This is a genomic window from Pseudomonas sp. FG43, from assembly GCF_057809175.1.
Genome location: NZ_JBMDJL010000008.1, coordinates 80,459 through 93,366, shown reverse-complemented (window position 1 = coordinate 93,366; position 12,908 = coordinate 80,459). Strand labels below are relative to the sequence as shown.

Sequence of the window (12,908 nt, the reverse complement as noted above, 5' to 3'; positions counted from 1 at the left end):
GTCCGAACAGGCTCCTGCCTTGTCTATCCTGATACCACGTAACGCTCTGCACAGCCGGCTTGCGACAACCTGAGACTCTTGCAAGTCACAAATCGCCCATCAACGCGCTCGCCACTCCCCCAAACGCCCTCGCAAACGAGCTGCGCACTGGCTGTGTAACTGGCTGACCCGCGACTCGCTGACCCCAAGCACCTCACCGATTTCCTTGAGGTTCAGCTCTTCGTCATAGTACAGCGCCAATACCAGCCGCTCACGCTCCGGCAAGTTGGCGATTGCATCTGCCAGCGCTGCCTGGAAACGCTCATCTTCCAGGTCACGCGACGGTTCGAGCGAGCCGCTTGCGCCGTCCTCATGCAACCCTTCATGGTCGCCGTCCTGCAAAAGGTCGTCGAAGCTGAAGAGACGGCTGCCTAAGGTATCATTCAAAATCCCATAATAATCATCGAGACTTAACTGGAGTTCGGCAGCAACCTCATGATCTTTAGCGTCACGACCGGTTTTTGCTTCAATTGCGCGAATTGCGTCACTCACCATGCGCGTATTGCGATGCACCGAACGTGGCGCCCAGTCACCCTTGCGCACTTCATCGAGCATGGCACCGCGGATACGAATCCCGGCATAAGTCTCGAAACTCGCACCCTTGGTGGAGTCGTACTTGGTAGAAACTTCCAGCAAGCCGATCATGCCGGCCTGGATCAGATCTTCAACCTGCACACTGGCAGGCAGACGCGCCAGCAAGTGGTAGGCAATACGCTTGACCAACGGCGCGTAACGCTCGATGAGTTCGTACTGCGAATTCCTGGAAGCCTTGCTGTACATTTGAAAGCCGCTCGCTGTCATTGAACAGGCCCCGCACTGGTCTGGTGAACAAGTCGTTCGACGAAGAACTCCAGATGACCACGCGGGTTGGCCGGCAACGGCCAGGTATCAACCTTCTGGGCAATGGCCTTGAAAGCCAGTGCGCATTTGGAGCGTGGAAACGCCTCGTAAACAGCGCGCTGCTTCTGAACCGCCTTGCGAACACACTCGTCGTAAGGAACGGCACCGACATATTGCAGAGCCACATCAAGGAAGCGATCAGTCACTTTCGTCAGTTTGGCGAACAGATTGCGCCCTTCCTGTGGGCTCTGGGCCATATTGGCCAGAACACGAAAACGGTTCATGCCGTAGTCGCGGTTAAGCAGCTTGATAAGCGCGTAGGCGTCGGTAATCGAGGTAGGCTCATCGCAGACCACCAGCAATACTTCCTGCGCTGCGCGCACGAAGCTGACAACCGACTCGCCGATACCGGCAGCGGTGTCGATCACCAGCACATCGAGGTTGTCGCCAATCTCGCTGAACGCCTGGATAAGACCGGCATGCTGGGCTGCTGAAAGATGGACCATGCTCTGGGTGCCGGACGCCGCAGGCACGATGCGCACACCGCCCGGCCCCTGCAACAGGACATCGCGCAGGTCGCAACGGCCCTCGATGACGTCAGCCAGCGTGCGCTTGGGCGTCAGGCCCAGCAGAACATCGACATTGGCCAGACCAAGGTCGGCATCGAGCAGCATGACGCGCCGGCCGAGTTCGGCCAGGGCCAGTGAAAGGTTCACTGACACGTTAGTCTTACCGACGCCACCTTTGCCACCGGTCACTGCGATAACCTGTACGGGATGCATGCTGCCCATGTTATTTCTTTACCTTGTCTTGCGTAGACCGAAACCACATTACGGGCTGCACGTTCGCGAACGAACAATGCCTGGCAGACCATTGATGCAGGGACATTCCAGTAATATCCATCAGTTACCCCACTCTCTTGCCAGGGGTGTGATAGAGGTCGGCAAACATATCGGCCATCGCTTCCTCGCTCGGCTCATCCTGCATTTGCACGCTGACTGCGCGGCTCACCAACTGGTGGCGACGCGGCAGGTGCAAGTCATCAGGAATACGTGGTCCATCCGTCAAATAAGCCACAGGTAATTCATGGCCAATCGCAAGGCTCAACACTTCTCCGAGGCTTGCGGTTTCATCAAGCTTGGTCAGGATGCAACCTGCCAAACCACAACGCTTGTAACTGTGATAGGCCGCAGTCAGTACCTGCTTCTGGCTGGTTGTCGCCAGCACCAGGTAGTTGCGGGCACGTATGCCACGTCCGGCGAGGCTTTCCAGTTGCATGCGCAAGGCTGGATCACTGGCCTGCAGGCCGGCGGTATCGATCAGCACCACGCGCTTGCGCAGCAGTGGCTCCAGCGCCTGGGCCAATGACTGGCCCGGATCGACGTGGGTAACCGGAACATTGAGGATGCGCCCCAGAGTCTTGAGCTGCTCCTGGGCACCGATACGGAAACTGTCCATGCTGACCAGCGCGATATTCTGCGGGCCGTACTTGAGAACATAACGAGCCGCCAGCTTGGCGAGGGTCGTGGTCTTGCCCATGCCGGCAGGGCCGACCATGGCGATCACGCCACCTTCTTCGAGCGGTTCGACGTCAGGCACGGCAATCATTCGCGCCAGGTGAGCCAGCAACATGCGCCAGGCCTGACGTGGTTCGTCGATTTCCGGGATCATCGCCAGCAGATCACGCGACAGCGGGCCGGACAGACCGACGCGCTGCAGACGACGCCACAGGCTGGCCTGCTGCGGACGGCTGCCTTGCAGTTGATTCCAGGCCAGGGAGCCGAGCTGGACTTCCAGCAGCTCGCGCAGACCATTCAATTCGTGACGCATGGAGTCGTAGGCGCGTTGACCGACTGCCGGCTCTACAGCGGGTGCTGGTGCCTGGGCAAACGGGCGCGGCGGCTCTTCGAGCGTCGGTTCGATATGTTTATCGAGGGCGTTGAGCGGCATGCCGGAGAACAGCTGACGATTGATCGAAGCATCACTGTCACCGCGGTTGTCCAGTTCGGCCTGGGCGGAAACGATGCGCGACTGAGTCTTGCGCAGTTCGTCCTCAAGCTCCATGTTCGGCACACGAGGCGCCAACGCGGACAGCTTGTAGTCCAGAGCGGCAGTCAGCTCGACACCACCGGCGATGCGGCGATTGCCAATGATGGCTGCCTCGGCGCCCAGCTCATCGCGAACCAACTTCATGGCTTGACGCATATCGGCGGCGAAAAAACGCTTAACTTGCATGACTCACTACCTCAGCCGTTAGGCCCGACAGTCGCTACGATGGTGACTTGCTTATTGTCAGGAATTTCCTGATACGCCAGAACATGCATGTTCGGTACAGCCAATCGTCCAAATCGTGACAGCATGGCCCGGATGGGGCCCGCTACCAACAGAATTACCGGCGACCCTTGCATCTCCTGACGCTGGGCGGCCTCAATCAACGAACGCTGAAGCTTTTCAGCCATGCTCGGTTCAAGAAGAACGCCTTCTTCCTGACCCTGACCAGCCTTCTGCAAACTATTGAGCAATATTTGTTCCAACCTTGGCTCCAGTGTGATCACAGGCAGCTCCGGCTCAATCCCCACAATGCTTTGCACGATTGCGCGGCTCAAACCGACCCGCACGGCCGCCACCAAAGCGGCGGTATCTTGACTCTTGCCAGCGTTGTTCGCGATGGCTTCGGCAATGCTGCGGATATCACGCACAGGCACGTGCTCAGCCAGCAGCGCCTGCAACACATTGAGCAACGCCGACAGCGAAAGAACGCCAGGCACCAGCTCTTCAGCGAGTTTGGGTGAGCTTTTGGCCAGCAATTGCATCAATTGCTGCACTTCTTCGTGCCCGATCAGCTCATGGGAGTGCTTGTAGAGAATCTGGTTGAGGTGAGTTGCCACCACAGTACTTGCATCCACCACCGTATAACCCAGTGACTGAGCCTGGCTGCGCTGGCTGATTTCGATCCAGACCGCCTCAAGACCGAATGCCGGATCTCTGGCAGTAATACCGTTGAGCGTGCCAAACACCTGACCCGGGTTGATCGCCAGTTCGCGATCAGGATAAATCTCGGCTTCAGCCAGAATCACGCCCATGAGCGTCAAACGATAGGCGCTGGGCGCCAGATCCAGGTTGTCGCGAATGTGTACGGTCGGCATCAGGAAGCCCAGTTCCTGAGAGAGCTTCTTGCGCACACCCTTGATACGCGCCAGCAGTTGACCACCCTGGTTGCGATCCACCAGCGGAATCAGGCGATACCCGACTTCCAGACCGATGATGTCGATAGGGGTCACATCATCCCAGCCAAGCTCCTTGGAGTCCTGAACGCGGGTTGGCGACGGCAGCAGTTCCTGTTGGCGCTGCACCTCGGCCAAGGCCTCGACCTTTGCCATGTTCTGCTTCTTCCACAGCCAGTAGGCTGCACCGCCCGCCACCAGACCCAGGCTGATGAAGGAGAAGTGCGGCATGCCCGGCACCAGGCCCATGACAATCATGATCGCTGCCGATACGGCCAGGGCCTTGTGAGAGGTGAACATCTGGCGATTGATCATCTTGCCCATTTCTTCCGAACCGGAAGCACGGGTCACCATGATCGCCGCAGCAGTGGACAACAGCAGTGATGGCAATTGCGCCACCAAACCGTCACCGATGGTCAACAGCGTGTACACACGCCCCGCATCGGCAAAAGTCATGTTGTGCTGGAAGATACCCACCAGCATGCCGCCGATAAGGTTGATGAACAGAATCAGCAGACCCGCAATCGCATCACCGCGCACGAATTTGCTGGCACCGTCCATGGAGCCGTAGAACTCGGCTTCCTGGGCCACTTCGGCACGACGGCGCTTGGCTTCTGGCTGATCGATCAGACCGGCGTTGAGGTCGGCGTCGATTGCCATCTGCTTGCCCGGCATCGCATCGAGGGTGAACCGCGCACTGACTTCGGAGATACGCCCGGCACCCTTGGTGATTACCACGAAGTTGATGATCATCAGGATCGCGAACACCACGATACCAACCACGTAATTACCACCGATGACCACTTCACCGAAGGCCTGGATCACCTTGCCCGCAGCAGCATGACCATCCTGACCATGGAGCATGACCACACGAGTGGACGCCACGTTCAGTGCCAGACGCAGCAATGTGGCGACCAGCAGAATGGTCGGGAAAACCGAGAAATCCAGTGGTCGCAAGGCGTAGACGCAGACCAGCAGAACGACGATGGACAATGCAATGTTGAACGTGAAGAACACGTCCAGCAGGAAAGGCGGTATGGGCAACATCATCATTGCCATCATGACCAGCAACAACAGCGGGACGCCCAGTTGCCCACGACCAAAGCCGGCAAGGTTGCTACGTGCGCTACTGATTATCTGAGAGCGATCCACTGTTCTTTACCTGCGCACTAAATCAAAACTTTGACGCCCAAGGCGACCTGAATCGACCTATTGCAAAAAGCCGTCCAACTTTAGCAGCGAGTAGCCAGTACAAAGCTGCAAGCTGATGACAACTTGTTGTCCTGCTTGGAGATATGGGGGTTTTCGCGAATGAATTCGCTCCTACAGAGAATCAATCTGCAGATGTCATTCGCTAATGAGTTCGCGCCTACGCAGGTGTGAACTTTCGCGATCAGGCGTCGCGTTGCAGATCCGGCGGAATAGGCAGAACACCCAGCGGATCGGGGCGCTTGCCTCGACCAGAGTGGTACTGGCGGATCTGATAGACATAGGCCAACACCTGGGCCACGGCCAGGTAAAGCCCGGCCGGGATCTCCTGCTCAAGCTCGGTGCTGTAGTAGATAGAGCGAGCCAGGGCGGCCGACTCCAGTATCAGAATCTGGTTGTGGGCACCAATTTCGCGAATCTTCATGGCGACAAGATCGGCACCCTTGGCCAGCAGCATCGGCGCCCCGCCCTTCTCGGGATCGTACTTGAGCGCCACGGCAAAGTGAGTCGGGTTGGTGATGATGACATCGGCTTCGGGAATCGCCGCCATCATCCGGCGATGGGACATCTCGCGCTGCAACTGGCGAATGCGCTGCTTGACCTCAGGGCTACCTTCGCTGTTCTTGTGCTCGTCACGCACTTCCTGCTTGGTCATCAACAGCTTCTTGTGCGCCTCATACAACTGGAAGGGCACATCGGCCGCCGCAATGAAAAACAATCCGCACGCCATCCAGAAGCTGCTCCACCCCACCACCAGCAGGCTGTGGATGATGGCCTGTTCCAACGGCTCATGGGCAATGGAGACCAGATCGTTACGCTCCTTGCTGAGCACCACCAGCGCCACCGCCAGAATGATCAAAAATTTGGCGAAAGACTTGAGCAACTCCACCAATGCATGAGGCGAAAACATGCGCTTGAGCCCGGAAGCCGGGTTCATGCGACTGAATTTGGGGGCCAGCGACTTGGTCGCAAACAACCAGCCACCCAGCATGATCGGCCCTACCAATGCCGCCACCAGCATGGCAATCAGAAACGGCAACACCACAATCAGCGCATGCTCACCGGAGCTGAGCAGCAGCTTGCCCATGTAGGTGGTGTCCATCAGGGTTTCGCGGCTGATCGTGAAGTTGTTGCGCATCAACTCCACCATCATTTGCGCAATATCACTGCCGAACATCAGCAGCCCGCCCGCCCCCATCAGCATCACGACGAGGGTGGTCAGCTCCTTGGAGCGGGCAATCTGCCCTTCGGCCCGGGAGTCCCGGACCTTTTTCTCCGTGGGGTCTTCTGTCTTGTCCTGACCATTCTCGTTCTCAGCCATTTCAGCGAGCCCTCACCATGTCACGCAAGGCCTGCAAAGCCTGAACGGCGATGGGCTGATACTGATTGAGAATGTCAGCCATGGTCATCCACAGGATGACCATGCCAAGCACCAGAGTCAGGGGAAAACCGATGGAGAAGATATTGAGCTGCGGTGCCGCACGAGTCATGACACCAAACGCGATGTTGATGATCAGCAATGCCGTAATGGCCGGCAACACCAGCCTCAGCCCTGAACTCATCACCCAGCCGAGCCCCGTGGCCAGCTCCCAGAAATTGCTGACCAGCAAACCGCTGCCCACCGGCATGGTGGTGAAACTCTCGACCAGGATCTCAAGGACTACGAGATGCCCGTTCATGGCCAGAAACAACAGCGTGACCAGCATGGTGAAGAACTGGCCAATGACCGCCGACGACACGCCGTTGGTGGGGTCGACCATCGAGGCAAAGCCCATACCCATCTGGGTGGCGATGATCTGCCCTGCCACGACGAATATATGGAAGAACAACTGAAGCGAAAGCCCCATGCCTGCACCGATGAGAACCTGCTCACCAATCAACAGCAGCGCGCTGAGATCAAGGGCTTCGACCGGCGGCATGGCCGGCAGCACAGGCGCGACCACCACCGTGACCGCCACCGCAAAATACAGACGCACGCGACGCGGTACCAGGGTCGTACCAATGATCGGCATGGTCATCAGAACCGCGACGATGCGAAACAAAGGCAACATGAAGCTGGCGACCCAGGTACTGATCTGGGTGTCGGTCAGCGCAAGCAAAGGTTGCATGCAGTATTAGCCGATCAAGGTCGGAATACTGCCGTACAACGACAGGATGTATTCCATGAATATTTTCAAAAGCCAGGGACCCACGACAATCAGGGTCAAGAGCATCACGATCAGACGCGGAAGAAAACTCAAGGTCTGTTCGTTGATCTGCGTGGCCGCCTGAAACATCGCGACCAGCAGACCACAGACAAGGCTCGGCACCACCAGAATCGCAACCAGCACAGTGGTCAGCCATAACGCTTCACGAAACAGATCGACCGCTACTTCTGGCGTCATCAGGCAGACTCCTCGTCAAAACGACTCATACACCACCAAAACTTCCCGCCAGCGTACCGACGATCAACGCCCAGCCATCCACCAGCACGAACAGCATGATCTTGAACGGCAAGGAAATGATCAGCGGCGACAGCATCATCATACCCATGGCCATCAGCACACTGGCGACGACCAGGTCGATGATCAGGAACGGGATAAAGATCATGAAGCCGATCTGGAAGGCCGTCTTGAGTTCGGAAATAACGAAGGCCGGGACCAGAATGGTCAAGGGTGCAGCGTCAGGCGTCTGAATATCGGTACGCTTGGACAGGCGCATGAACAGGTCCAGATCGCTGGTGCGGGTCTGGGCCAGCATGAAGTCCTTGATCGGCACCTGCGCCTTGGCCACTGCGTCCTGCGCACTGAGCGTTTCTGCCAGATAAGGCTGCAAGGCATCCTGATTCACCCGATCGAACACCGGCGCCATGATGAACATGGTCAGAAACAGCGCCATGCCGGTCAGAATCTGGTTGGACGGTGTCTGCTGCAAGCCAAGGGCCTGACGCAGGATAGAGAAGACGATGATGATCCGCGTAAAGCTGGTCATCAGCATGACGAACGCCGGGATGAAACTCAGCGCCGTCATGATCAGCAGGATTTGCAGGCTGACCGAATACTCCTGCTGACCGGCAGGATTGTTGGACAGTGTGATCGCCGGTATCGACAACGGATCGGCAGCGAACGCGACAGGTGCTGCCATCGTCAACAGCAGCAATATCAGGAAACGCAAGGCACCCATCACTTCTTGTCCTTATCCTTGCCCATCAACTCCAGAAGCCGCTGGGCGAACTCAGGGGTTGCCTGCTCGCGAACCGGAACCTGCACCGGCTCCTTGAGCACATGCAAAGGCGTGATATGCCCCGGCGTGACACCCAGCAGAATCTGCTCGTTACCCACCTGAACCAGCAACAGGCGATCACGTGTCCCGAGCGCCCGGGAGCCAAGCAGTTCGATCACCTGACCACTGTTTGGCCCAACGCTCTGGACACGACGCATGACCCAGGCCAGAACGAAAATCAGGCCGACCACTACCAGCAGACCGAGCAGCAGTTGCAACACTTGCCCGCCCATTCCGCCAGAAACCGTGTTGGCGACCTGCGGGGCGGCAGCAGCCTGAGCCACAGGCTCGGCCGCCCACGCCAGCGAAGGCAGCGTCAGCAGAACACCCAGCAAGCGCCTCACTTAGCGCAACTTCTTGATGCGTTCACTCGGACTGATGACATCCGTCAGACGAATGCCGAACTTCTCGTTGACCACCACCACCTCGCCATGAGCAATCAAGGTGCCGTTGACCAACACGTCCAGCGGCTCGCCAGCCAGACGATCCAGCTCGATCACCGAACCCTGGTTGAGCTGCAACAGGTTACGGATGTTGATATCCGTGCTGCCCACTTCCATGGAAATCGACACCGGAATATCCAGAATCACATCCAGGTTAGGGCCGTCCAGAGTGACGGGCGCATTGCTCTTGGGCACGCTGCCGAATTCTTCCATCGCCATGCGCGACGAAGAATTGCCTTCATCGGCCGCCAACAATGCGTCGATATCAGCCTGACCTCCCTCACCGGCTTCACCCAGTGCCGCGGCCCATTCATCGGCCAACGCCTGATCTTCAGCAGACGTCATTTCGTTTTCATCAGCCATCGGTTGTCCTCAGCGGGCATTTATTCAGTTACGCAACAATTCCGGCATCGACCTGACAGATCAACGCCGCTCTATGGGTTCGATTACTTGCAGGGCAAGGTTGCCCTTGTGCGAGCCTAGCTTGACCTTGAAAGAAGGCACGCCATTGGCACGCATGACCAGCGTTTCGGGCAACTCGACCGGAATCACATCGCCAGGCTGCATGTGCAGGATGTCGCGCAGCAACAGCTGACGCTGAACGATGGTCGTGCTCAGCGGAACATTGACGTCGAGAACGTCTTCCTTGAGCGCCTTGATCCAGCGCTCGTCCTGATCGTCGAGGTCCGACTGGAAACCGGCGTCGAGCATTTCGCGGATCGGCTCGATCATCGAATACGGCATGGTCACGTGCAAATCACCGCCACCACCATCGAGTTCGATATGGAAAGTGGAAATCACTACCGCCTCGCTCGGGCCGACAATGTTGGCCATGGCCGGGTTCACTTCCGAGTTGATGTACTCGAAGTTCACTTCCATGATCGCCTGCCAGGCTTCCTTGAGGTCGATGAACGCCTGATCCAGAACGATACGCACCACGCGCAGTTCGGTCGGCGTGAATTCGCGCCCTTCGATCTTGGCGTGACGACCGTCACCACCAAAGAAGTTGTCCACCAGCTTGAACACCAGCTTGGCATCGAGGATGAACAGGGCCGTACCACGCAGCGGCTTGATCTTGGCCAGGTTGAGGCTGGTCGGCACGTACAGCGAGTGAACATACTCACCGAACTTCATGACCTGGACACCGCCCACCGCCACATCAGCCGAGCGACGCAACAGGTTGAACATGCTGATGCGGGTGTAACGGGCAAAACGTTCGTTGATCATTTCCAGGGTCGGCATCCGACCCCGCACGATCCGGTCCTGGCTGGTCAGGTCGTAACTCTTGATGCTGCCAGGCTCATTGTTACTTTCGGTCTGGACCATCCCATCGTCAACGCCATGCAGCAGCGCATCGATTTCGTCCTGGGACAGCAGGTCTTGAACGGCCATGTCAGAGTCCTACTGCAATACGAAGTTAGTGAAGAGCAACTGTTCGATCACGGTCTTGCCGAGTTCTTTCTGTGCCACTTCCTGGATGCTGGCGGTCGCTTTCTGACGCAGCATTTCCTGGCCGATTGGCGTGGCCAGCGACTCGAAAGGAATCGCAGCGAACAACATCACCAGATTGTTGCGAATGACCGGCATATGAACCTTCAAGGCCTCCATGTCCGCAGCATTGCGCGCCAGCATGGTGATGCTGACCTGCATGTAACGCTGACGACCATTGGAATTGAAGTTGACCACGAACGCCGGAGTCAGGGCTTCAAAGACTGCCACTGGCTTGACGTTGGCTGCCGCCGCTACCGCCGCCGGATCAGGCGCGCTCGCAGACTTGTGCATGATGAACCAGGTCGCGCCTACCGAGAGGCCTACAGCAAGCAATAAAGCCACGACTGCGACGATGATGAGCTTGAGTTTGCCTTTGGAAGCGGGGTCTTTAACTTCTTCGCTCTTCGCCATGCCAATAATCCGTCACTATTCAAGGGGTTCGCTGATGCGTGAGAGAGGCAGAGCAAGTGTTATGCCAGAGTTGCGAAGAGGAAGGCGTGAGCGTGAATGAATTCGTTACATATGCGGAGGTTTATCGCGAATGAATTCGCTCCTGCGGGTGCAGGAGCGAATTCATTTGAGAAAAGATCAATCAAGCGTAGAAATCGATCTCGCTGGAGCCGATCACGCGAGCCGCTGGCTGGCTGACCGGAGTGGCGGCGTCGGCAACAGCGGTATCGTCCTGCCCGTCACCGGAACCCGAACCACCGCTACGGCCACCGCGCTGTGCGCGACTGGCCTGTTCCTGCGCCTGCTGCTGGGCTTGCTGCTGAGACTGGTCGGATACGTTGACATCCACCTGACCAAGCCCCTGCTGCACAAACGACTCACGCAAGCGTGACATCTGGCTTTCCAGCGCTTCGCGCACACCCATATGGGCGCTCATGAAGGTCACCTGGGTCTGTTGCTCCGGCGCCATATTGACGCGAATGTCCAGACGACCAAGCTCGGCAGGTTCCAGCTTGATTTCAGCCGACTTCAGGTTCTGGCTCGACAGGTACATCACGCGATCAACGATCCCTTCGCTCCAGCCGCTCTGGTTCATGGCCAGAGGCTGGTTGATCAGAGGCGCAGGCGAAGCCGCAGTCCTGGCAGGCTGCGCAGCCTGACTCAAGGCCGCCAGACGCTCGGCGAAGTTATCGACCCGCGTATCGCCAGTGACGCTCTTGGTGTCTTTCAGGCCGTCGCTGATCAGGTTGCTGAACGACTTGTCGCTGCTTTCGGTGCTGCTCTCGTCCGACGGCAACTGCTCGCTCAAGGCCGCCAGGTTATTGGCAACATTTTGACTCGGGTCATTATCGGCATTGTTTGTCCGACCCGACGCATGAGCCTGTTGCGCCGCCTGCGCCTTGGAGTTGGCGTTTTCCAGCGCAAGCTGCACCGCATGCAAGCCGTCCAGCGGATCGGCCTCAGGGTCGAACGAATCATCTTCAGCAACAGGCGCCGCCACGGACAACGCCGCCACGACCGGTAATGCCTGGACCGCATCGACGTCAGCCTTTGCCGCCGACGTAACAGGCGTCTGGGCAGCAGCGAGCTGCAATGCCGGATCAAGCGCGGGATCGGTGACCACAGGCGTGACCACCTCGGCGACCGCTTCACCCTCGGCATGAGACTTGTCATCGGTGCTGGCACTGGCCGAGTCGGCAGGCAAGCCCTTGCCGCTTTCGGCAACGGTCGAGTCATCAGCGGCAGTTGCCGTGTCAGTGTCGGTCTTGTCTTTGCCAGCGACCGTCTTGTCCTTTTCAGGAACGGACTTGTCACGCGCAGGCTTGACCGCAGTATCGTTGCGATCAGCGACCTTGTCCTTGGCCTGCTTGGCGTAGACATTGGAAAAGCTGGAAGCATCGCCCTTGCCGCTGTCAGCAGACTTGATCGCATTATTGGCCGCACTGGACTTTGACGCCGCAGTCACATTGGCCTGAAGAAGCACGTTAGGGGCAAGGGGCATTTCGATCTCCGCACATAAGCAGCTGGTTACCCGAATGACAGCAAGATACGGGCCAGTTTTGCCAGAAAGCGGAGACAGGGGGAAATCAGGTTTGTCCGATGAACAATTGGCGCTCGGCGTCGAATAACCGGCGGATGGTCAGGTACTCGCTGTCGATCCTGCCAATCAACTCTTCGAGGCCTGCGCGCTGCTGCTGACGAGCACGCTCTTCAAGCTGGCGACACAGATCCGACAAGAGCAAGGCGCCCATATTGCTGCTGCTGCCCTTGAAGCTATGAGCCGTCAGGCTCAACTCCTGCAGGTCCAGCATCTCGGTATCGACAGCCCGACGCAATTGAGTCACGCGCTGCTCGGAATCCTTGAGGAAAACATCGAGCAACGTTGGATATTCGTCTTCCATGACTTCCTGCAAAACGCTTAACACGCTGTAATCCAGATGAATCGACACTT

General features: G+C 57.8%; 14 protein-coding genes. All 14 read right to left on the bottom strand.

Translation table 11 applies throughout. The features are described 5' to 3' along the window. Positions 1–99: 99 nt before the first annotated feature. The 14 genes from fliA to ACODS3_RS11715 all read right to left on the bottom strand — a co-directional run bounded on the left by fliA (position 100) and on the right by ACODS3_RS11715 (position 12,906). Positions 100–840 carry an RNA polymerase sigma factor FliA gene (fliA, locus tag ACODS3_RS11780; protein ID WP_025260876.1) on the bottom strand — a complete coding sequence of 247 codons (741 nt, stop codon included), beginning with the start codon at positions 838–840 and terminating at the stop codon, positions 100–102. Further along, positions 837–1,670 (bottom strand): flagellar synthesis regulator FleN, encoded by an 834-nt coding sequence (gene fleN, locus ACODS3_RS11775; protein ID WP_201004694.1) that lies wholly within the window; start codon positions 1,668–1,670, stop codon positions 837–839. The genes fliA and fleN overlap by 4 nt, the downstream gene beginning before the upstream one ends. A 115-nt stretch (positions 1,671–1,785) precedes the next feature. Further along, entirely contained in the window at positions 1,786–3,114 is a 1,329-nt protein-coding gene (gene flhF, locus ACODS3_RS11770; RefSeq protein WP_201004695.1) for a flagellar biosynthesis GTPase FlhF, read from the bottom strand. A gap of 11 nt (positions 3,115–3,125) precedes the next feature. Then, positions 3,126–5,255, bottom strand: a complete 2,130-nt coding sequence (flhA, locus tag ACODS3_RS11765) for a flagellar biosynthesis protein FlhA (protein ID WP_201004696.1) — start codon at positions 5,253–5,255, stop codon at positions 3,126–3,128. A gap of 241 nt (positions 5,256–5,496) precedes the next feature. Then, on the bottom strand, positions 5,497–6,633 hold the full coding sequence (flhB, locus tag ACODS3_RS11760) for a flagellar biosynthesis protein FlhB (protein ID WP_201018442.1): 1,137 nt from the start codon (positions 6,631–6,633) through the stop codon (positions 5,497–5,499). 1 nt (position 6,634) lies between these two features. Further along, on the bottom strand, positions 6,635–7,420 hold the full coding sequence (fliR, locus tag ACODS3_RS11755) for a flagellar biosynthetic protein FliR (RefSeq protein ID WP_489034375.1): 786 nt from the start codon (positions 7,418–7,420) through the stop codon (positions 6,635–6,637). 6 nt (positions 7,421–7,426) lie between these two features. Next, positions 7,427–7,696, bottom strand: a complete 270-nt coding sequence (gene fliQ, locus ACODS3_RS11750) for a flagellar biosynthesis protein FliQ (RefSeq protein ID WP_201018440.1) — start codon at positions 7,694–7,696, stop codon at positions 7,427–7,429. Between the two features lie 25 nt (positions 7,697–7,721). Beyond that, complete coding sequence (gene fliP, locus ACODS3_RS11745; protein ID WP_201018439.1) at positions 7,722–8,474, bottom strand: flagellar type III secretion system pore protein FliP; 753 nt, start codon at positions 8,472–8,474, stop codon at positions 7,722–7,724. Next, entirely contained in the window at positions 8,474–8,917 is a 444-nt protein-coding gene (fliO, locus tag ACODS3_RS11740; protein ID WP_201018438.1) for a flagellar biosynthetic protein FliO, read from the bottom strand. Before fliO ends, fliP begins: the two co-directional genes overlap by 1 nt. Then, complete coding sequence (gene fliN / locus ACODS3_RS11735) at positions 8,918–9,379, bottom strand: flagellar motor switch protein FliN (protein WP_117181181.1); 462 nt, start codon at positions 9,377–9,379, stop codon at positions 8,918–8,920. Positions 9,380–9,439: 60 nt separating this feature from the next. After that, positions 9,440–10,408, bottom strand: a complete 969-nt coding sequence (fliM, locus tag ACODS3_RS11730; RefSeq protein WP_201004703.1) for a flagellar motor switch protein FliM — start codon at positions 10,406–10,408, stop codon at positions 9,440–9,442. 9 nt (positions 10,409–10,417) lie between these two features. Further along, positions 10,418–10,918 (bottom strand): flagellar basal body-associated protein FliL, encoded by a 501-nt coding sequence (gene fliL, locus ACODS3_RS11725; RefSeq protein ID WP_201004704.1) that lies wholly within the window; start codon positions 10,916–10,918, stop codon positions 10,418–10,420. Positions 10,919–11,099: 181 nt separating this feature from the next. Further along, complete coding sequence (locus ACODS3_RS11720) at positions 11,100–12,458, bottom strand: flagellar hook-length control protein FliK (protein WP_304574354.1); 1,359 nt, start codon at positions 12,456–12,458, stop codon at positions 11,100–11,102. Positions 12,459–12,543: 85 nt separating this feature from the next. Beyond that, a complete protein-coding gene (locus ACODS3_RS11715; protein ID WP_304574355.1) occupies positions 12,544–12,906 on the bottom strand; it encodes an Hpt domain-containing protein in 363 nt (120 codons plus the stop codon). Positions 12,907–12,908 lie beyond the last annotated feature (2 nt).